Annotated in this window: 25 protein-coding genes; 15 read left to right on the top strand and 10 right to left on the bottom strand. The window is 59.0% G+C overall.

Going from position 1 to position 17,714, the window contains the following annotated elements:
- The first annotated feature begins 85 nt into the window (after nucleotides 1–85).
- The 6 genes from def (ACR0J0_RS19570) (at nucleotide 86) to speB (ending at nucleotide 3,378) form a co-directional block, all read left to right on the top strand.
- Entirely contained in the window at nucleotides 86–604 is a 519-nt protein-coding gene (def, locus tag ACR0J0_RS19570; RefSeq protein ID WP_480665697.1) for a peptide deformylase, read from the top strand.
- Nucleotides 601–1,095, top strand: a complete 495-nt coding sequence (gene def, locus ACR0J0_RS19565; RefSeq protein ID WP_480665696.1) for a peptide deformylase — start codon at nucleotides 601–603, stop codon at nucleotides 1,093–1,095. Before def (ACR0J0_RS19570) ends, def (ACR0J0_RS19565) begins: the two co-directional genes overlap by 4 nt.
- A gap of 2 nt (nucleotides 1,096–1,097) precedes the next feature.
- Nucleotides 1,098–2,012 (top strand): methionyl-tRNA formyltransferase, encoded by a 915-nt coding sequence (gene fmt / locus ACR0J0_RS19560; protein ID WP_480665695.1) that lies wholly within the window; start codon nucleotides 1,098–1,100, stop codon nucleotides 2,010–2,012.
- 6 nt (nucleotides 2,013–2,018) lie between these two features.
- Nucleotides 2,019–2,255 (top strand): hypothetical protein, encoded by a 237-nt coding sequence (locus tag ACR0J0_RS19555; RefSeq protein WP_239344498.1) that lies wholly within the window; start codon nucleotides 2,019–2,021, stop codon nucleotides 2,253–2,255.
- Between the two features lies 1 nt (nucleotide 2,256).
- Nucleotides 2,257–2,493 carry a GlsB/YeaQ/YmgE family stress response membrane protein gene (locus ACR0J0_RS19550; protein ID WP_058273291.1) on the top strand — a complete coding sequence of 79 codons (237 nt, stop codon included), beginning with the start codon at nucleotides 2,257–2,259 and terminating at the stop codon, nucleotides 2,491–2,493.
- 63 nt (nucleotides 2,494–2,556) lie between these two features.
- Nucleotides 2,557–3,378 carry an agmatinase gene (gene speB / locus ACR0J0_RS19545; RefSeq protein ID WP_480665694.1) on the top strand — a complete coding sequence of 274 codons (822 nt, stop codon included), beginning with the start codon at nucleotides 2,557–2,559 and terminating at the stop codon, nucleotides 3,376–3,378.
- Here the strand turns inward: speB and ACR0J0_RS19540 are convergent.
- From ACR0J0_RS19540 to ACR0J0_RS19515, 6 genes are all read right to left on the bottom strand, one after another.
- Nucleotides 3,375–3,998 carry a trimeric intracellular cation channel family protein gene (locus ACR0J0_RS19540; RefSeq protein WP_480665693.1) on the bottom strand — a complete coding sequence of 208 codons (624 nt, stop codon included), beginning with the start codon at nucleotides 3,996–3,998 and terminating at the stop codon, nucleotides 3,375–3,377. The two genes, speB and ACR0J0_RS19540, sit on opposite strands and share 4 nt — an antisense overlap.
- Entirely contained in the window at nucleotides 3,995–4,462 is a 468-nt protein-coding gene (gene rnhA / locus ACR0J0_RS19535) for a ribonuclease HI (RefSeq protein ID WP_480665692.1), read from the bottom strand. The genes ACR0J0_RS19540 and rnhA overlap by 4 nt, the downstream gene beginning before the upstream one ends.
- Nucleotides 4,455–5,042, bottom strand: a complete 588-nt coding sequence (locus ACR0J0_RS19530; protein WP_480665691.1) for a class I SAM-dependent methyltransferase — start codon at nucleotides 5,040–5,042, stop codon at nucleotides 4,455–4,457. The genes rnhA and ACR0J0_RS19530 overlap by 8 nt, the downstream gene beginning before the upstream one ends.
- Nucleotides 5,039–5,491, bottom strand: coding sequence for a DUF3429 domain-containing protein (locus ACR0J0_RS19525; RefSeq protein ID WP_480665690.1), 453 nt, complete (start codon nucleotides 5,489–5,491; stop codon nucleotides 5,039–5,041). The genes ACR0J0_RS19530 and ACR0J0_RS19525 overlap by 4 nt, the downstream gene beginning before the upstream one ends.
- Nucleotides 5,488–6,438: a 4-hydroxy-3-methylbut-2-enyl diphosphate reductase gene (gene ispH, locus ACR0J0_RS19520; protein ID WP_480665689.1), complete on the bottom strand. Its 951-nt coding sequence runs from the start codon at nucleotides 6,436–6,438 to the stop codon at nucleotides 5,488–5,490. Before ispH ends, ACR0J0_RS19525 begins: the two co-directional genes overlap by 4 nt.
- Nucleotides 6,439–6,633: 195 nt before the next feature.
- Nucleotides 6,634–7,206, bottom strand: coding sequence for a LabA-like NYN domain-containing protein (locus tag ACR0J0_RS19515; protein ID WP_239344490.1), 573 nt, complete (start codon nucleotides 7,204–7,206; stop codon nucleotides 6,634–6,636).
- Between the two features lie 141 nt (nucleotides 7,207–7,347).
- Between ACR0J0_RS19515 and folK the strand changes: the two genes are divergently transcribed.
- The 9 genes from folK (at nucleotide 7,348) to rnc (ending at nucleotide 14,594) form a co-directional block, all read left to right on the top strand.
- Nucleotides 7,348–7,917, top strand: coding sequence for a 2-amino-4-hydroxy-6-hydroxymethyldihydropteridine diphosphokinase (folK, locus tag ACR0J0_RS19510; RefSeq protein WP_480665688.1), 570 nt, complete (start codon nucleotides 7,348–7,350; stop codon nucleotides 7,915–7,917).
- A 94-nt stretch (nucleotides 7,918–8,011) separates the two neighbouring features.
- On the top strand, nucleotides 8,012–8,365 hold the full coding sequence (gene rpoZ / locus ACR0J0_RS19505; protein ID WP_155142277.1) for a DNA-directed RNA polymerase subunit omega: 354 nt from the start codon (nucleotides 8,012–8,014) through the stop codon (nucleotides 8,363–8,365).
- Nucleotides 8,366–8,391: 26 nt separating this feature from the next.
- A complete protein-coding gene (locus ACR0J0_RS19500) occupies nucleotides 8,392–10,524 on the top strand; it encodes a RelA/SpoT family protein (RefSeq protein ID WP_480665687.1) in 2,133 nt (710 codons plus the stop codon).
- 16 nt (nucleotides 10,525–10,540) lie between these two features.
- Nucleotides 10,541–11,239, top strand: coding sequence for a DUF2062 domain-containing protein (locus ACR0J0_RS19495; protein WP_480665686.1), 699 nt, complete (start codon nucleotides 10,541–10,543; stop codon nucleotides 11,237–11,239).
- The gene (locus tag ACR0J0_RS19490; RefSeq protein WP_480665685.1) at nucleotides 11,232–11,978 is read left to right on the top strand and encodes a pyridoxine 5'-phosphate synthase; all 747 of its coding nucleotides are present in this window, start codon (nucleotides 11,232–11,234) and stop codon (nucleotides 11,976–11,978) included. The genes ACR0J0_RS19495 and ACR0J0_RS19490 overlap by 8 nt, the downstream gene beginning before the upstream one ends.
- Nucleotides 11,975–12,598: a LysE family translocator gene (locus ACR0J0_RS19485; protein ID WP_480665684.1), complete on the top strand. Its 624-nt coding sequence runs from the start codon at nucleotides 11,975–11,977 to the stop codon at nucleotides 12,596–12,598. Before ACR0J0_RS19490 ends, ACR0J0_RS19485 begins: the two co-directional genes overlap by 4 nt.
- Nucleotides 12,595–13,014: a holo-ACP synthase gene (gene acpS, locus ACR0J0_RS19480; protein ID WP_480665683.1), complete on the top strand. Its 420-nt coding sequence runs from the start codon at nucleotides 12,595–12,597 to the stop codon at nucleotides 13,012–13,014. The genes ACR0J0_RS19485 and acpS overlap by 4 nt, the downstream gene beginning before the upstream one ends.
- Before the next feature lie 57 nt (nucleotides 13,015–13,071).
- Nucleotides 13,072–13,911, top strand: a complete 840-nt coding sequence (gene lepB, locus ACR0J0_RS19475; RefSeq protein WP_480665682.1) for a signal peptidase I — start codon at nucleotides 13,072–13,074, stop codon at nucleotides 13,909–13,911.
- A complete protein-coding gene (rnc, locus tag ACR0J0_RS19470) occupies nucleotides 13,908–14,594 on the top strand; it encodes a ribonuclease III (RefSeq protein ID WP_480665681.1) in 687 nt (228 codons plus the stop codon). Before lepB ends, rnc begins: the two co-directional genes overlap by 4 nt.
- A 37-nt stretch (nucleotides 14,595–14,631) precedes the next feature.
- Here rnc and ACR0J0_RS19465 read toward each other — a convergent pair whose 3' ends face one another.
- From ACR0J0_RS19465 to ACR0J0_RS19450, 4 genes are all read right to left on the bottom strand, one after another.
- Nucleotides 14,632–15,351, bottom strand: a complete 720-nt coding sequence (locus tag ACR0J0_RS19465; protein ID WP_480665680.1) for a hypothetical protein — start codon at nucleotides 15,349–15,351, stop codon at nucleotides 14,632–14,634.
- On the bottom strand, nucleotides 15,348–15,662 hold the full coding sequence (locus ACR0J0_RS19460; RefSeq protein WP_480665679.1) for a hypothetical protein: 315 nt from the start codon (nucleotides 15,660–15,662) through the stop codon (nucleotides 15,348–15,350). Before ACR0J0_RS19460 ends, ACR0J0_RS19465 begins: the two co-directional genes overlap by 4 nt.
- Before the next feature lie 15 nt (nucleotides 15,663–15,677).
- Nucleotides 15,678–15,845 carry a hypothetical protein gene (locus tag ACR0J0_RS19455; protein WP_480665678.1) on the bottom strand — a complete coding sequence of 56 codons (168 nt, stop codon included), beginning with the start codon at nucleotides 15,843–15,845 and terminating at the stop codon, nucleotides 15,678–15,680.
- A gap of 381 nt (nucleotides 15,846–16,226) precedes the next feature.
- Complete coding sequence (locus ACR0J0_RS19450) at nucleotides 16,227–17,603, bottom strand: multicopper oxidase family protein (RefSeq protein ID WP_480665677.1); 1,377 nt, start codon at nucleotides 17,601–17,603, stop codon at nucleotides 16,227–16,229.
- Nucleotides 17,604–17,714 lie beyond the last annotated feature (111 nt).

Raw genomic sequence — 17,714 nt, 5'->3', positions numbered from 1 at the left:
ATCTGTCGGATCGAAAGCTAGCCACTATTCCGGCGGGCGCAAGGGGGGCGTTGCGGCGCGGGACGGGATGCCCTAAATCAACCCCATGAAACGCAATATTCTGATCCATCCCGATCCCCGCCTGAAAAAGGTCTGTGCGCCTGTGGCCGACATCAGCGACGAGCTGCGCAAGCTGGCCGACGACATGCTGGAGACGATGTACGATGCCCCGGGCATTGGCCTTGCCGCGCCCCAAATCGGTGTGCTTGACCGGCTGATCGTGTTGGACTGCGTAAAGGAAGAGGGTGAGTCGCCGCGCCCACTGATCATGTTCAACCCCGAGATCATTGCGTCATCGGATGAAACCAATGTCTACGAGGAAGGCTGCCTGTCGATCCCCGAGCAATTCGCAGAAGTGACGCGTCCCAAAGTGGTTGATGTCGCTTGGATCGACCGGGATGGAAATGCGCAGCAGGAAACCTTTGATGGCCTCTGGGCAACCTGTGTTCAGCATGAGATCGACCATTTGAACGGCAAGCTTTTCATCGATTACCTCAAGCCGCTGAAACGCCAGATGATCACGCGCAAAATGCAGAAACTGAAACGCGAACAGGCCCGCGCATGACCGTCCGCACCTGCCTGCCATGGCCCGACCAGCGCCTGCGGACCAAGGCCGAGGATGTTACCGAGATCACGGATGAGATCCGCGCCATCTGGGACGATATGATCGACACGATGGAAGCGATGCCCGGTGTTGGTCTCGCCGCGACCCAGATCGGTGTCATGCTGCGGCTGGCTGTTGTCGATGGGTCGACCGAACGGGGCAAGGCGGTGCGTCTCGCGAATCCGGAGATCCTGCACAGCTCGATCGAACTGCGCGAACATGACGAGGCCAGCCCGAACCTGCCCGGTGTATCGGCCAAGGTGAAACGCCCGCGCGCTGTGACCGTTAAATACCTGAACGAACAGGGGATTGTGGATCGTCGCGACTTTGTCGGGATCGAGGCCACCAGCGTCCAGCACCAGATCGATCATCTGAATGGCCGGATGTATTTCGACCGGCTCAGCAAGGTCAAACGGGACATGCTGCTGCGTAAAGCGAAAAAACAGGGTTAAAGATGCGCGTCATTTTCATGGGTACACCCGACTTTTCAGTCCCGGTTCTGGATGCATTGATCGAGGCTGGGCATGAGGTTGCAGCCGTCTACTGTCAGCCACCGCGTCCGGCGGGGCGCGGCAAAAAGGACCGCCCGACGCCTGTCCATGCCCGGGCTGAATCGTTAGGTTTGACAGTTCGCCACCCGGTTTCTCTGAAATCGGCCGAGGAACAAGATGCATTTGAGGCGCTGAAGGCCGATGTGGCCGTCGTGGTGGCTTATGGCCTGATCCTGCCGCAACCCATTCTGGACGCGCCAAAGCAAGGGTGTCTGAACATCCATGCCAGCCTGTTGCCGCGCTGGCGCGGGGCCGCCCCGATTCATCGCGCGATCATGTCTGGCGATGCCCAGACCGGTATCTGCATCATGCAGATGGAGGCCGGGCTGGACACAGGGCCGGTTCTGTTGCGCGAGGCGACAGATATCGGCATCGAGGAGACCACCGATCAATTGCACGACCGCCTCTCGGTCATGGGTGCGAACCTGATCGTCGAGGCGCTGCGTGATTTACCCAACCTGACGCCCGAACCGCAGCCCGAGGTTGGCGTCACCTATGCCGCCAAGATCGACAAGGCCGAGGCCCGGATCGACTGGTCCCAGCCCGCGGTTGAGGTCGACCGGCGGATTCGAGGACTGTCCCCGTTTCCCGGTGCCTGGACCGAGTTTGAGGGCGCGCGCATCAAGCTGCTGGCGTCTCGGATATCCGAAGGGCAGGGTATGCCCGGCCAGGTTCTGGATGACGCCCTGACCGTCGCCTGCGGTACGGGCGCCGTAGACCTGTTGCGCTTGCAACGGGCGGGAAAAGGCGCGCAGGATAAGGAAACCTTTTTGCGGGGCTGGCCCATTCCGGCTGGCAGCCGCTTGTCTTCGGAGTAGCGCCCCATGTTCATGGTCCTTATGGGCACTGTCGTGATCGCCGGGATCGTCGGCTATCTGTCCGAGGCGACGGGCTTTACGCACAACGGATACCTGCCATCCATCATTATCTGTGTTGGTGGCGCATTTCTGTTCTATTTCGTGCGTATCATGTTCGGCATCAGTTTTGGCCCACCGGGCCTGAACGCCGTAATCTCATCCATCGGTGCGTTGATCATCGTGCCGACGCACTGGAGGAAGTGACATGCCCGTCATTGCCTTGATCGTCATTGGCGCCGCTGCAGGATTTCTGGCCACGCGCCTTATGCGGATCGAGGCGAATATTCCCACCACAATGCTGATCGGCATCGTTGGTGCGCTGGTGGGGGGATTCCTTTTGCGGGCGTTAATCACCGTGGCGGGTTGGCTGTCGGGCTTTGTCGGCGCGGTGCTGGGCGCCCTGCTGGTAATCTGGATCTGGCAGACTTACCTACGCCGCTAACCTCTTGACCTTTGGGCGGGTTAACGGCCAGATCGCCGGAACTTATAGCCCAATAGGTATCTCATGCCACATGATCTGAACCCCGGTGACGTTGCCCTGATGGGCGTTCCGCTGGATCTGCACTCGTCTTTCCTGCAGGGTCCTGCTTTTGCGCCGGGGCGTATCCGCGAGGCGCTGCATTCCGGTGCCGCCAATCTGACCGCCGAGGATGGCACAGATCTGAGCGCGACGGATCGTTTCAAGGATACCGGCGATCTCGACGTGTTCGAGATGGTGGGGCAGGAACCCATCGACCGGATTGAGGCCGGGGCAGCCGCCCGTATCGAAACCGGCGCACGGCTTTTGTCGCTGGGGGGCGATCACTCGGTGGCGTTTCCGCTGATCAAGGCCCATGCCGAACGGTATAAGGGGTTGAACATCCTGCATATCGACTCGCATCCGGACCTCTATGACAGCCAGCAGATCGGCCCGCTGGGCCACGGCTGCCCGTTCGCGCGCGTGATGGAAACTTGCCAGATCAACCGATTGGTACAGGTGGGCATCCGTACCATGAACAAGCATCAACAGGAACAAGTCGACAAGTTCGGAGTCGAGGTGATCGATATGCGAAACTGGCGGCCAGATCTTGAGATCAGCTTTGACGGCCCAGTATATCTGTCATTGGATCTGGACGCGCTGGACCCGGCCTTTGCGCCTGGGGTTTCGCATCACGAGCCCGGCGGATTAAGCACCCGTGAGGTCATCAACCTGATCCATCGGTTCGAAGGCCAGTTGGTCGGCGCGGATATTGTCGAGTTGAACCCGCATCGGGACCCCTATGGCATGACCGCAATGGTGGCCGCGAAGTTCGTCAAAGAGATCGGTGCGCGACTGTTGTCACGCTAATGACGTGGCGGGCGGCTTTTGTAGACCGGCAGTTGCCATCCGAACACCAGAGACCCTGCCCGCAAGGCCCAGCAAATCAGGGCGCAAGCTGCCAGCGTGGCCAGTTCATCGAATCCAAGACGGTCTGCCACCACAGCGGCCAGCGCGCCGCTGAACGCGCAAGAGACATAAAGCTCGCCCTGTTTTAGGACCAAGGGCACCTCGTTGCAAACCACGTCGCGCATCAGCCCGCCCAGGCAGCCGGTCGTGACACCCATCAGCACGACGATCACTCCGGACTGGTTCATGGACAGGGCCGCTCCGGTTCCTGCTGCAACTGCGATGGCAAGCGCGAAGCTGTCCAGCCAGACCAGCAAGTTATACCGGCTTTCGACCAAATGAGCGGTGAAAAACACCAGCACCGCCGCCGCTGAGGCGATCAGGATATAGTCGGGTTGTCCGACCCAGAACACCGGGTGCCGGTTCAACAGCAGATCGCGGATGGTGCCGCCACCCACCGCCGTCAGGCAGGCGATAAAGGCGAATCCCACAAGGTCCAGCTGCGCCCGGCTGGCAACAAGGGCACCTGTCAGGGCAAATACCAGAACCGAGGCGTAATCGAGCAGTGCAAGACCGCTCACGCCTGCGCCTTTTTGGGTTTGAAAGGGGCCATGCCTGCGCGCGCCAGCTCGTCAGCCTTTTCGTTTTCGGGGTGACCCGCGTGGCCCTTGACCCACTCCCACGTCACGTCGTGGCGGGTCTGTGCTTCATCCAGTCGCTGCCACAGATCGACATTCTTGACGGGTTTTTTGTTCGAGGTCTTCCAGCCGTTCCGCTTCCAACCAAAAATCCAACCGGTCACGCCGTTCTTTACGTAGGCGCTGTCGGTGACGACGGTTATTTTCGAAGCGCGTTCCAGTGTTTCAAGCGCACTGATCGCCGCCAGCAGTTCCATTCGGTTGTTGGTGGTCTCGGCCTCGCCGCCGTTCAACTCGCGCTCTTTCAGGACGGTGTCGCCGTCCATTGCGCGCAAAAGCACGCCCCAGCCACCGGGGCCTGGATTACCCGAGCACGCGCCGTCGGTATAGGCAAACAACTCAGGCATGGGCGATCACCAGAATAAAGCCGTCATAAGATCCGGCCAGGCCTGTGCCCATGCCGGTTGTGATCCGGTCGATGGTGAACCCGGCCATGGCCAGCGCCTCTTCGATCTCAGTCTGTGAGAAATAGGTGTAATAGCGATCAAGATCGTCGCGGTGGTCTCCGGTTCCCAGTTTCAGACCGAGGAAAAAGATGCCCTCTGGTTTTAGCGCACGATGAATGGCTGCCAGATGGCGCGGGAAATCCTCACGCGGCGCGTGCAGCAAGGAAAAGCTGGCATAGATGCCGTCATACGTGGCCACTTCGGTCACGTCTTCGAAGGTGCCCAGATGTGCGTCCACACCGTTTTCGCGCGCGTGGTCCACAAAGGCAGGGGTCGCATCCAAGGCCCTGACCCGCAGCCCTTCGCGCATGAAAAACGAACTGTCTGCGCCAGGGCCTGATCCCAGATCCAGAACATAGCCCTCGGGCACAACAGCTTCGGCAAAGGCCATTCGGGCCTCGATCTGTTCGGGGGGCAGGGGAATGCTCAGATACTCGGCCACGCGCGTGGTGTAGGCGTCGATTGTCTTACGGTCGGTCACAGGTAAACTCCTACGGCAAGGCATAGTAGCACGATAACGGTAAGCAAAACGCGCAACCTGAGCCACCATGTGGGCGTCAGCCGCCAGTACGCGAAGATGGCGTCCAATATCAGCAATCCGGCAAATCCATACATAAGGTTGATGCCCGCTGTGACGGGGCCGCCCCCTGTCATGAAGAACGCCCACAAGGTCGGCAAAACTGACAGCACATAACATGTCGCCGCTTTGCTGCCCGAGGTTTTGGTGGCGAACCCCCAAAGGACACCGGACATGAAGCTAAGAATGACTGAGCCGTAAAACAGCTGAATATACGGCCCGACAAAGCGTGATCCGAGCGTCTGTCTGCCCCAGTCCTGCAGGTCGCCATTCAAGTAGGTCAGTGCGCCCCAGATGAATGGGATAAGGCCTGCCAGTGAGAGGATCAGCGGAGCCCTTGGCACGCCCCTCATGCGGGTTGCCTTAAGACGCGCGGGACTTTGAATTCGACGTTTTCGACGGCGGTTTCGACCATCTCGACGGTCACGTCGTAATGCGCGCGAAAGCCGTCGATCACCTCATTGACCAGAACTTCGGGGGCCGATGCGCCAGCGGTGATCGCAACGCTGGAAATTCCATCCAGCGCGCGCCAGTCGATGTCACCGGCGCGCTGCACAAGCTGGGCATAGTTGCATCCGGCGCGCGAGGCGACCTCGACCAAACGACGCGAGTTCGATGAGTTCGGCGCACCGACGACCAGCAGAGCGTCCGATTTCGGTGCAACGGCCTTGACCGCCTCCTGCCGGTTGGTGGTGGCGTAACAGATGTCTTCCTTATGTGGGCCAACGATCGCGGGGAACCTAGCCTCGAGTGCCGCGATTATGTCCTTTGTATCATCCACCGACAGGGTGGTCTGGGTGACAAAGGCCAGCTTGTCCGGATCGCGGACCTGAACCGTGGCGACGTCCTCTACGGTTTCAACCAGCAGGACTTCACCATCGGGCAATTGGCCCATCGTGCCAACGGTCTCCGGATGGCCTTTGTGACCGATCATGATCATCTGCAGACCGGCATCCGCGTGACGCTGCGCTTCGACATGCACTTTGGAAACAAGTGGGCAGGTTGCGTCGACATAGATCATTTCGCGTTGGGCAGCTGCGGCCGGAACGGATTTCGGCACGCCATGCGCTGAAAAGATCACTGGACGGTCATCAGGGCATTCGTCCAGTTCCTCGACAAATACGGCCCCTTTGGCACGCAGACCATCGACAACAAATTTGTTGTGCACGATCTCATGGCGCACATAGACGGGCGCACCCCATTTCTGCAGCGCCATTTCAACGATCTTTATGGCCCGGTCGACACCGGCGCAGAAGCCGCGTGGCGCGGCGAGGTAGAGCGTAAGGGGCGGCTTGGTCATGTCACAGTCTCCATAGGCCACAGGTAAGTCTTTTCCCGGTCATGGTCCAGACAGGACGGCGTCATTGATCTGACATGAATCAGTGCTAGCCAGTGGGTGTTTCAGCACCTGACCTTAGTTAAAGAAGCGCGGTCAGGCAGATAAAGCCTGACCGCGCCAATTTCTTCCCCCCCCCGGTAAGTGAGTGGCCGGGTATTACTGCCCACCTGCAGCGACGCTGCGGGGTTCCATTGGTACCTCGCGCGGAGGACGTCCGATCACGTCGCGCAGGTCCTCAAGCTCGATGAAGTTGTCTGCCTGACGGCGCAGCTCGTCCGAAATCATCGGCGGCTGGCTGCGAATGGTCGAGACGACCGAAACACGCACGCCCTGACGCTGCAGGCTGGCAATCAGCGGGCGGAAATCCCCATCGCCCGAGAACAGCACGATATGATCCACGCGCGGTGCCAGCTCCATGGCGTCGACGGTCAGTTCGATGTCCATGTTTCCTTTGACTTTCCGACGCCCCATGCTGTCGGTGTATTCCTTTGCCGGTTTCGTCACCATGGTGAAGCCGTTGTAGTGCAGCCAGTCAACCAAAGGACGGATCGGAGAATACTCGTCGTTTTCCAAAAGCGCTGTGTAGTAAAAAGCTCTGAGCATTTTGCCGCGGCGCATGAATTCCTGGCGCAGCAATTTGTAGTCGATGTCAAACCCCAGTGCCTTTGCGGCTGCATATAGATTCGAGCCGTCGATGAACAGCGCTAGCCGTTCGTCTTTATAGAACATAAATAGGTCCTTCCGGTATAATACAGAGCGCCTTGGTGTTACGTGAGTGGGTATTGGAAATAAGCGGCGCGCTGGTATTCCTATAATTAGGCCATTTCGGACGTATCGCAAGCATGCAATTCGCCGAATATAGGGAGTAGAATGCACAAAATCATGTCAAAAGCCGTTATCGCGCTGGGCGCAAATCTCAAAATGAGAGAATGGGAGCCCAAGGTGACACTTCAGAGAGCACTTGACGCGATTTTGCGTCAAGGGGTGGTGATTCGCGCCACCAGCCGCTTCTTCGAGACGCCTTGTTTTCCTGTGGGTGCCGGGCCGGACTACGTTAACGCGGCTGCATTGATCGAAACGGATAGGACGCCGCCCGAATTGCTGCATCTGCTTCACCAGATTGAGCATGAATTCGGTCGCGAAAGGGTGCAGCGCTGGGGTATGCGCACGCTGGATCTGGATCTGGTGTGTTATGACGATCTGGTACTACCGGACCGCACCGAGTTTGACCGTTGGCTGGCTTTGCCGGCAGAGGAGCAAAAGCAAAAGGCGCCCGACCAACTGATCCTGCCACACCCGCGATTGCAGGACCGTGCTTTTGTGCTGGTTCCTATGGCCGATGTCGCCCCCGACTGGCGGCATCCGGTGCTGGGCCGGACAGTGACCGAAATGCTCGCCGACCTTCCTGCGGAGGACATTGCGGCGGTCACGGCCGCGTGATCGGTGCATTTGCAGCATTTCTTGCTTGTCAAGGCAAGGATTCGCCCTTAGATAAACCTCTTCCTGACATGGATTCAGTAACGGAGAGCGCCCAATGGCCCGCGTGACGGTTGAAGATTGCGTAGACAAGGTTCCTAACCGGTTTGAACTGGTGATGCTTGCCGCCCATCGTGCGCGCGAGATTTCCGCTGGTGCGGCGATCACCGTTGACCGCGACAACGACAAGAACCCTGTCGTATCGCTGCGCGAAATCGCCGACGAAACCCAGAGCGCGGACGAACTGCGCGAGCGCCTGATCGAGGCTAACCAGACTCAGATCGAGGTCGACGAGCCGGAAGAAGATCAGATGGCGCTGCTGATGGGTGCGGAATCGGACAAACCTGCCGATGACGATATGTCGGAAGAGAAGTTGCTGCGCGCTCTGATGGAGGCTCAAGGCCAGGGGTAATCCCCAAAGATGAAGGTGCGGACCGGATGATTTCTGCAGACGACCTGATTGCGTTGGTCCGCAACTACAATCCAAAGACGAATGCTGACCGCATCGCCCGAGCCTATGAGTTCGGCAAGCAGATGCACGAGGGTCAGTTCCGCCATTCCGGCGAACCCTATTTCACCCACCCCGTTGCCGTTGCCGCCATCCTGACCGAACAGCGTCTGGATGATGCGACCATCATTACGGCCCTGTTGCACGACACGATCGAAGACACCAAGGCCAACTACGGCAAAGTGTCCGAGCTGTTTGGGGAAGAGGTCGCCAAACTCGTTGATGGCGTCACCAAGCTGACCAACCTGCAGCTTTCCAGTCGCGAAACCAAGCAGGCCGAGAATTTCCGCAAGCTGTTCATGGCCATGTCCAAGGACCTGCGGGTCATTCTGGTCAAGTTGGCTGACCGTCTGCATAACATGCGCACCATCAAGGCGATGCGGCCGGAAAAGCAGATCGTCAAAGCGCGTGAGACGATGGACATCTACGCGCCGCTTGCGGGCCGCATGGGTATGCAGTGGATGCGTGAGGAATTGGAAGACCTCGCCTTCCGTGTCCTGAACCCCGAAGGTCGCCAGTCGATCATCCGCCGTTTCATTACCCTGCAGCGCGAAACCGGGGATGTGATCCACCGGATTACCGGCGATATGCGCCATGAACTGGAAAAGGCGGGTATTGAAGCCGAAGTTTTCGGCCGTGCTAAGAAACCATATTCGATCTGGCGCAAGATGCAGGAAAAGGATCAGGGCTTCTCGCGCCTGTCCGACATCTACGGCTTCCGCATTATCACGCAGTCTGAAGAAGATTGTTACCGTACGCTCGGAGCAATCCATCAGCGATGGCGCGCGGTGCCGGGTCGGTTCAAGGATTACATCAGCCAGCCGAAATCGAACGGCTATCGCTCGATCCATACAACGGTCTCAGGACGTGATGGTAAGCGGGTCGAGGTGCAGATCCGTACCCGCCAGATGCACGATGTGGCTGAAACCGGCGTTGCGGCGCACTGGTCCTATCGTGACGGCGTCCGCTCGGAAAACCCCTTTGCGGTCGATCCGGCCAAATGGATTGCAAACCTTACCGAGCAATTTGACAGCGAGGACGATCACGAGGACTTCCTCGAAGCCGTCAAGCTTGAAATGTATTCGGACCAGGTGTTCTGCTTCACGCCCAAAGGCGATGTAGTCAAGCTGCCGCGCGGTGCGACGCCGATTGATTTTGCCTACGCCATTCACACCCGCATTGGTCACGCCTGTGTCGGGGCCAAGGTGGATGGCATCCGTGTCCCGCTGTGGACCCGGATTAAGAACGGGCAATCGGTGGACATCATCACCGCCGATGGTCAGACGCCACAGGTCACATGGCTTGAGATCGCAGTCACCGGCAAAGCGCGCACGGCCATCAGAAGAGCGCTGCGCGAGGTGGACCGCGAACGCTTTATCAAGCTGGGCAAGGAACTCGCGCGCTCAGGGTTTGAACATGTCGGCCGCAAGGCCACCGAAAAGGCGCTGGATACGGCCGCCAAACACCTGCGCCTGAAGGACCGGCACGAGTTGCTGGCGCGATTGGGCAGCGCCGAACTGACGGCGCACGACGTTGTCAGCGCGGTCTATCCTGAGCTTACGCAGGACGAGGGCGACGCCATTTCGCCGCGCCGCGCGGTGATTGGCCTAGAGCCCGGCCAGAAATTCGACCGCGCCCCATGCTGTCAGCCATTGCCGGGTGAACGGATCGTCGGCATCACGTACCGCGGCAAGGGCGTTGTGGTGCATGCCATCGATTGTGATCGCCTGACCGAATTCGAAAGCGAACCTGAGCGTTGGGTCGACCTGCATTGGCACTCGGGCACGCACCCGGCCGTCTACGGGGCCACCCTGGACGTCACTATTGGCAATGACGCTGGGGTACTGGGGCGCATTTGCACATTGATCGGTGAGAAAAAGGCCAATATCTCGAACCTTGAATTCGTGGACCGCAAACCGGATTTTTACCGTCTTCTGGTCAGTGTTGAACTGCGCGACCTGGAACAGCTGCATTCACTGATGCTGATGTTGGAGGCAGAAAGCGATGTTGCCGCGGTCGAACGCTATCGGGACAGGACCAAAACCGCCGTTGCGGCTGGCTGAGAAGGGGTGATCAGGAGTGGTTTTCAAGCGCCGAGATCGACGCTCGCCTGTCCAGATCGCGTCTGAGTTTGTCTATCCCAAGGGGGGATGGACGCGTGCCTTTCACTACGTCAAACACCGCGTCCGCAGGTTGCCGGACTCTCCCGAACGCATCGCGCGCGGGGTCGGGGCCGGGGTGTTCACGGCCTTTACGCCATTCTACGGCCTGCATTTTCTTTTCGCCGCGATTTTTGCGCGCCTGATCAACGGCAACATATTGGCCGCGCTCAGCGGGACGTTCTTTGGCAATCCGCTGACCTATGTTCCGATTGGGGTTGTCTGCCTGCAAACCGGCCATTTCCTTTTGGGCGACAGTTTTGAAAAGGAAGAAACCAAGGGCCTGATGGATAACTTCGTCGACGCGCTGGGTGACCTCAAGAACAACTTCTTTGCCCTTTTCACCGACCGCGTTGCCGATTGGCGCGGGTTGGACGTGTTTTACGACGAGGTGTTCTTTCCCTACCTGATCGGCGGCATTCTGCCCGGCCTGCTTGCGGGGGCGATCTGTTACTACCTCAGCCTGCCGCTGATCCGCACTTATCAACAGCGCCGCCGCGACAAGATCAAGGCAAAGTTTGAAGAAATCAAACGCTTGGCTGAAACAAATCCTGCCGTTCCGCAGTCGAATACCCTAGGCTCGGGCCAAGGGCTTAAGAAGGATTCGAGCGATGTCTGACAACCACCTACGTCTGGGCGTGAATATCGACCACGTGGCGACTGTGCGTAACGCGCGCGGCGGGGCCTATCCCGACCCGTTGCGGGCCGCCAAACTGGCCGAGGAAGCCGGGGCAGACGGTATCACCGCACACCTGCGCGAAGACCGCCGCCACATCTCGGACGCCGATATCGACGGTTTGATGGAGGTGCTTTCGGTGCCTCTGAATTTTGAGATGGCGGCAACCCCAGAGATGCAGCAAATCGCCTTGCGGCACAAACCGCACGCGGTCTGCATCGTGCCCGAAAAACGTGAAGAGCGTACGACCGAAGGTGGACTGGAGGTCGCGCGTGAAGAAAACAAGCTGGCCCATTTCATCGCACCCCTGCGCGACGCCGGCTGCCGTGTTTCGATTTTCATCGCCGCCGATCAACGCCAGATCGAAGCCGCACACCGCATCGGCGCTGAAGTGATCGAATTGCACACTGGTGCCTATTGCGATGCTCATGCTGAAGGTCACATGGAGGAGGCCGCACGCGAACTGGAAGCCCTGCGCGAGATGTCCGCCTTTGCCCATTCTCTGGGCCTTGAGGTCCACGCAGGCCACGGCTTGACTTACGACACGGTGCAGCCGATCGCGGCCTTTCCTGAGGTTCGCGAATTGAATATCGGTCACTTCTTGATCGGCGAGGCGATTTTCCGCGGCCTCACGCCCGCGATCAAGGAAATGCGCCGGATGATGGATGAGGCGCGGGCATGATAACGCCCGGTTTTGTCGCCATCTGGTTTGCCTGGCTGATGGCCGGGGGCTCTCCTGGACCGGCGACGATGGGGATCGCGGGTACCGCGATGAACGAAGGCCGCAAGGCAGGATTGGTTTTTGCGCTGGGCATTTGCGCGGGTTCTGCCGCTTGGGGCATCGCTGCCGCGCTGGGGTTGTCGGCAATTATGCTTGCCAATGTCTGGGTGTTCGAGGTGATCCGCTACATCGGCGTGGCTTATCTGGGATGGCTCGCGTTCAAAGCGTTGCGGCGGGCGATGACCTCGGACGAGGTTGCCTTGGGTAAACCTGTTACTGGCTCGCTACGCACCGTCTTCGCCAAAGGCGCAGCCATTCACCTGACCAATCCAAAGGCGATCCTGAGCTGGGGATCCATCTACGCGATTGTCGCTCCGAATGACGCGAGCCTTGCGATGTTGCTCGGCTACTTTTGTCTTCTCTACGCGGGCTCGCTGCTGATCTTCATCGGATATGCCTTCTTGTTTTCTTCCGAGCGCATGGTTCGGGCTTATCGCCGCGCCCGCCGCTGGTTCGACTTTGCGTTCGCCGGGTTCTTTGGGCTGGCGAGCTACAAAATTCTGACGGTACGGCTCTCATGATACTGGGCATCGGCACGGATCTTGCGAATATCGACCGCATTCAGGGCACGCTGGAACGGTTTGGCGACCGGTTCCGCAACCGGGTCTTCACTGAAATCGAGCAGAGCAAGGCCGAACGGCGCCACGACACCGCAGGCACCTATGCAAAACGCTGGGCCGCGAAAGAGGCGTGTTCCAAGGCGTTGGGCACCGGTCTGCGCATGGGGATTGCGTGGAAGGACATGGCCGTCACCAATCTGAAAACCGGCCAGCCGGTGATGCATGTAACAGGCTGGGCGGCGGAACGGTTGAAAGAGATGACGCCCGAAGGGTATGAAGCGATCATCCATGTCACCCTGACCGATGACCACCCCTGGGCCCAAGCCTTTGTCGTGATCGAGGCGCGCCCGCTTCACGATGCGCCCGCTCAGCCTTGACTCGCCCCCACCCGACACGCATGTAGCACCCCAACAACCTAACGACCGGAGAGCAGTATGGCCGAGGAAGCCAAAACAGGTAATGCCGTTTGGGAGACGATCAAAACCATCGTCTATGCCCTGCTGATCGCGGGCGTATTCCGTACGATCCTGTTTCAGCCTTTCTGGATTCCATCCGGCTCGATGAAACCCACTTTGCTGATCGGGGATTTCCTGTTCGTCAACAAGATGGCCTATGGCTATTCCTACGCGTCCTGTCCCAGCGTGATCGTCCCAAGCGTCGGCCTGAACATTGACGCCGAAGATATCTGTGGTTGGATGCAGAGCGGCGATAACACCCGTATCTGGGGGGGCGAACCGGAACGCGGCGACGTCATCGTGTTCCGTCATCCGGTCAGCGGCCGCGACTATATCAAGCGCTTGATCGGCCTGCCCGGAGACCGCATTCAGATACGCGAAGGCCAGATTATCCTGAACGGAACTCCGGTCCCGCAGAAACCCGATGGTGTGTTCACCGAGATTGCTGCTCCGCAAGGCTCGCAGGGACTGCGCCCGCGTTGCGAAAACGGACCGGTTGGCTTTGGCGGCGTGTGTGAAAAGTCGCGTATGATCGAAACCCTGCCGAACGGTGTGTCCTACGAAGTGCTGAACATCGGCAATCAGGCATCAGACAACACAGGCATCTATACCGTGCCGGAAGGCCACTATTTCTTTATGGGCGACAACCGTGACAATTCAAGCGACAGCCGCCTTCCGCAATCCGCTGGTGGTGTAGGCTATGTGCCCTACGATGGCCTGATCGGGCGGGCAGATCGCATTCTGTTCTCGTCCGCAGGCCGGTCGATGCTGTTCTTCTGGACATGGCGCGGCGACCGTTTCTTTAAGGCGGTCAATTGAAACTATCGTCTGAAATAAAGGCGTTCCAGCAGCGGCTTGGGTATGAATTTGCCAAACCCGAGCTGCTGGTCCGCGCGTTGACCCACGGTTCGGTGTCGTCGTCGACACGCCCCGACAACCAGCGGCTGGAATTTCTGGGTGACCGTGTTTTGGGACTGGTCATGGCCACTGCACTGCTGGAGGCCGACAAGAAAGCTTCGGAAGGGCAGCTTGCGCCCCGTTTCAATGCGCTGGTCCGCAAAGAGGCGTGTGCCGACGTGGCCCGCCAGATCGATCTGGGCGCGGTGCTTAAACTGGGCCGGTCCGAGATGCTTTCGGGTGGCCGTCGCAAGCAAGCTTTGCTTGGTGATGCGATGGAGGCGGTGATTGCCGCAGTATATCGCGATGCAGGTTTCGAGGCCGCACGCGACGTGATCCTGCGTCTTTGGGGCGACCGCATCCACAACGTCGAGGCTGACGCGCGCGATGCCAAAACCTCGCTTCAGGAATGGGCGCAGGCGCGGGGACAGAAACCGCCTTCTTATGTTGAGATCAGGCGTAGTGGCCCCGACCATGCTCCGGTCTTCACCATTGCCGCGCGTCTGCAGGATGGTACCGAAGCGCAAGCGACGGCCGGATCCAAACGTCAGGCTGAGCAAGCGGCGGCCAAGGCCATGCTGGCACGGTTGGACGCAGCGAACTAGGGGGCGGGTGGCGGCACCCCTTCGCGCTGTAATACCTTCATGACACTGACGATGGTCTTGGTGCTGACGTCGATTGATCCGGTAAGCGCGACTCCGATGCCGCCGTCGCCGATTTCCAACGTGCCGCCGCTATTATACCTGGGCGACAAAGACGCCAATTCCTGTGGCATGTCGGGCAGATCGGCGTCTTGCTTAGAATTGCATCGCCGGCTTTCAGAAAGATCGCGCGGGTATCCTGTAGAATCTTCGTCACGTCATCTGAGATCAGGCGTTGATCCGCAAGGGTCAGCTCCAAATCTGACGGTCCGAAGAACACACACTGATCCCTTTCGATGGCGAAAGCTGTGGTGGAAAGGAACAAAGCGAATGAGACGGTTTTTTCCTGCCGTTCGGGCGTCTGGCCAAGTGCCCGGTTGCACTTGAATGTGTCCAGCCCAAATCGCCCCTGTACGGAGATTTCCTGGCCGTTCGACACTGCGTCGATGGTGTCCAAGTCGATCTCTGCATTACACCCCTCCGCGAAACTGATGTCGGCAAGGGCGGCGGGCAGCGCGGCCTGGATTTTGCTCAAATCCAACAAGGCGTTGATGCCGATACGGGTAGGGGCCTGATCCGTCAATGTAAGGGTCAATTGGTAGGGCGCTTCGGTGTCCTGCAACGTGAGGGACTGAATAAAGTCCAGCGTGACGTCTTTTGCGCCCGCGTTAGAGCCCACTGACAAAAGTGCGCAGATCAATGGGATGAAGTGAGTCTTCAATTGTTGACCCCCAGCCCGCGTTTATCCTGCAGCAATGCAACAAGCTCCAATAACGTGGTCGAACTGGTGTCGACCGACCCGGTCAGTGCGGTCCCGATGCCGTCCGCGCCGATTTCTCGTATTCCGCCGGATGTGCAATTGGGGTCAAGCCCGGCGAGTTCCTCAGGCAGTTCCGGACAAACCGGGTTTTCGGCCAGAACTTCGACGCCTTTCTCCAGAATAAGCGCGTGCGCATTTTCAGAGATGCCGATCCAGTCGGAGACGGTGCCAACAAACCCCTGCAGGTCCAATTCGACATCCTCCAGACGCAAGAGGATGCAATTCTCCTAGGCGTCTGCGCCTGCTTTGACCACGACGTCAACGTTCTGGCCGAACAGCAGGACACCCCGGTAGTGCACCTTGGGATCGTCTGTGTCGCACGCATAGAACTTGGCCTGAAACTGTCCGTCGACGGTCAGGGCGTCGCCCTCTGCAGCTGTCTCGGTATCGGCCAAAGCGAATTTCTGTTTGCAGGTTTCTTTAAGAATGTTCGAAAAAGTCCACGGCGTTTTTTTCCAACGATCTGAGGTCCAAAAACGCCTCTACCCCCAGTTGGGTGTCAGACATCTCGCTGGGAGTAAGGTATAGCGAGTAAGGGATGTCTTTTCCTTTGACCGACACGCTGTCGGTTACTTTGAAAGCGACGTCGTCCGCATGGGCTGTACCCGCCAGAAATGCCAATGACACAAGCGCGGCACCAATGTGCAGCGCTGCGGTGCTAAGGGCGACGCACCCTACGCGGATTGCCAGTTTTGTCAGCCGGTTCGTTCACAGCCCCCATTTTCGCAGCAGTTTAGCAGCTTTAGCCATAGGGGGCTGAGACTTTAACCGTTGAGTTACACGACCCGAATAAATCCGGTCAGCCCGGTCTTTTGATGTTCGATCACATGGCAATGAAAAGCCCAGTCTCCCGGGTTGTCGGCGACCAATGCAATTTCGGCCACTTCGTCCTTCAAAAGCAGCATTGTGTCTGTCACCAGCGGTGGCAGTTGGCGCAGGTTAGACCGCAGCGGAACAAAAGCCAGCCCGTGCAGGTGGATCGGGTGCAGGTTGGGGGATTCGTTTCGCAATCGAAGGATATAGCTTTTGCCCATTTTCAGCGTTGCCAGGGGTCCAACCCCTTGCGCGGCGTCACCCGGCCAGGGTTTGCGGTTGATGGACCAGAAGTTGTAGCCCAACGAGCCACAGAACCCGTTATTCGGCTCACCCCCCTCAGGTGTCCAGCCAAAAACAAAATCATGCACTTCGGCATTGGCCAGATCGGGTTTGGCGATGGGGTTAACGGGCAGAGGCCGCAATTCTTCCAAATCCCGCGCCGCTGATGCACCAATCGACCGCAATTGCGCCATGGCTTTGTGCGGCTGACCAGGGAGCTTGGCCATCAACGCGACGGCCTTGCCCTCATTTGCGGGCATCGCCACAGCAAAATCCACGCGCTGACCCGGACCAACCAACAGCGGTTCGTCGGCACTGGGCATTGGGACCTCGATCTCAAGCGGGTGTCCATCCCACGCGATGATCCGGGCATTGCCGCCCTCAAGATGCAGTTTGTAGATGCGAGCTGTGTCTGTGTTGACTACGCGTAGCCGCACCAGACTGCCTGTCGAATGCTCGTAGACAGGACTTTGCAACCAGTTGGCGGTATGCACGTTGCCGAAGGTGCCGGCCCGCGCCGCTCCACGCTGAGTGTAAGCCGGTAGAAAGGCTCCTTCTTCGTTCAGCCGGAAATCGCGCAGATTGATCACCTGTTCGCTGTCAAAGCCCGGATCCTCGGGCTCGGCAATCACCATGACGCCTGTCAGACCGTGGGCCATCTGCTCCATCGTCATGCAGTGCGGATGGTACCAAAAGGTGCCTGCATCTGGCGGGGTGAATTCATAGTCGAACAGCTCACCTTGACCCATCGGCATCTGCGTCAGGTAGGGCACGCCGTCCATCCCGCTTGGAATACGCAAGCCATGCCAGTGCATCGCGGTATAGTCCGGCAGCGTGTTGCGCACCGGCAGCCGCATGACCTCGCCTTGTTTGCCATAGAGAACCGGTGGAGGCGCGTCCGGAGACAGGCTGACCATCCCGGTCGTGACCGTATCGCGCAGAGCAAAGCTTGCCGGTTGGATCGTCAGTTCTTGAGCGCTTTTTGCCATTCCGAATCCGCCCAGACCCAGCGCGCCGACGGCGGCTCCGCCGCCTAAAAGGAACTCCCGACGTTTCATATTGTGCCTCATCATCTGAATGATCGCCTGGCTGGCATTGGCGCGGCGTTGCCCCCGCTTGCCACTGCATTTGCATGGCTGCAATGCGACAAAACCCTCTGGCCCGCCGGG

It is taken from the genome of Ruegeria sp. BF12, assembly GCF_056538705.1.
The sequence above is the reverse complement of the archived record's forward strand: the minus strand, read 5'-3'. Positions and strand labels throughout refer to the sequence as shown.

Bases quoted from the DNA above. Each gene is read 5' to 3' on its own strand.
- ACR0J0_RS19550 (WP_058273291.1), top strand. From the start codon at position 2,257: ATGCCCGTCATTGCCTTGATCGTCATTGGCGCCGCTGCAGGATTTCTG.
- ACR0J0_RS19555 (WP_239344498.1), top strand. From the start codon at position 2,019: ATGTTCATGGTCCTTATGGGCACTGTCGTGATCGCCGGGATCGTCGGC.
- ACR0J0_RS19450 (WP_480665677.1), bottom strand. From the start codon at position 17,603: ATGAAACGTCGGGAGTTCCTTTTAGGCGGCGGAGCCGCCGTCGGCGCG.
- ACR0J0_RS19490 (WP_480665685.1), top strand. From the start codon at position 11,232: ATGTCTGACAACCACCTACGTCTGGGCGTGAATATCGACCACGTGGCG.
- rnhA (WP_480665692.1), bottom strand. From the start codon at position 4,462: ATGCCTGAGTTGTTTGCCTATACCGACGGCGCGTGCTCGGGTAATCCA.
- ACR0J0_RS19500 (WP_480665687.1), top strand. From the start codon at position 8,392: ATGATTTCTGCAGACGACCTGATTGCGTTGGTCCGCAACTACAATCCA.
- def (WP_480665696.1), top strand. From the start codon at position 601: ATGACCGTCCGCACCTGCCTGCCATGGCCCGACCAGCGCCTGCGGACC.
- ACR0J0_RS19525 (WP_480665690.1), bottom strand. From the start codon at position 5,491: ATGAGGGGCGTGCCAAGGGCTCCGCTGATCCTCTCACTGGCAGGCCTT.
- ACR0J0_RS19485 (WP_480665684.1), top strand. From the start codon at position 11,975: ATGATAACGCCCGGTTTTGTCGCCATCTGGTTTGCCTGGCTGATGGCC.
- ispH (WP_480665689.1), bottom strand. From the start codon at position 6,438: ATGACCAAGCCGCCCCTTACGCTCTACCTCGCCGCGCCACGCGGCTTC.
- lepB (WP_480665682.1), top strand. From the start codon at position 13,072: ATGGCCGAGGAAGCCAAAACAGGTAATGCCGTTTGGGAGACGATCAAA.
- def (WP_480665697.1), top strand. From the start codon at position 86: ATGAAACGCAATATTCTGATCCATCCCGATCCCCGCCTGAAAAAGGTC.
- fmt (WP_480665695.1), top strand. From the start codon at position 1,098: ATGCGCGTCATTTTCATGGGTACACCCGACTTTTCAGTCCCGGTTCTG.
- rpoZ (WP_155142277.1), top strand. From the start codon at position 8,012: ATGGCCCGCGTGACGGTTGAAGATTGCGTAGACAAGGTTCCTAACCGG.
- folK (WP_480665688.1), top strand. From the start codon at position 7,348: ATGCACAAAATCATGTCAAAAGCCGTTATCGCGCTGGGCGCAAATCTC.
- speB (WP_480665694.1), top strand. From the start codon at position 2,557: ATGCCACATGATCTGAACCCCGGTGACGTTGCCCTGATGGGCGTTCCG.
- ACR0J0_RS19515 (WP_239344490.1), bottom strand. From the start codon at position 7,206: ATGTTCTATAAAGACGAACGGCTAGCGCTGTTCATCGACGGCTCGAAT.
- acpS (WP_480665683.1), top strand. From the start codon at position 12,595: ATGATACTGGGCATCGGCACGGATCTTGCGAATATCGACCGCATTCAG.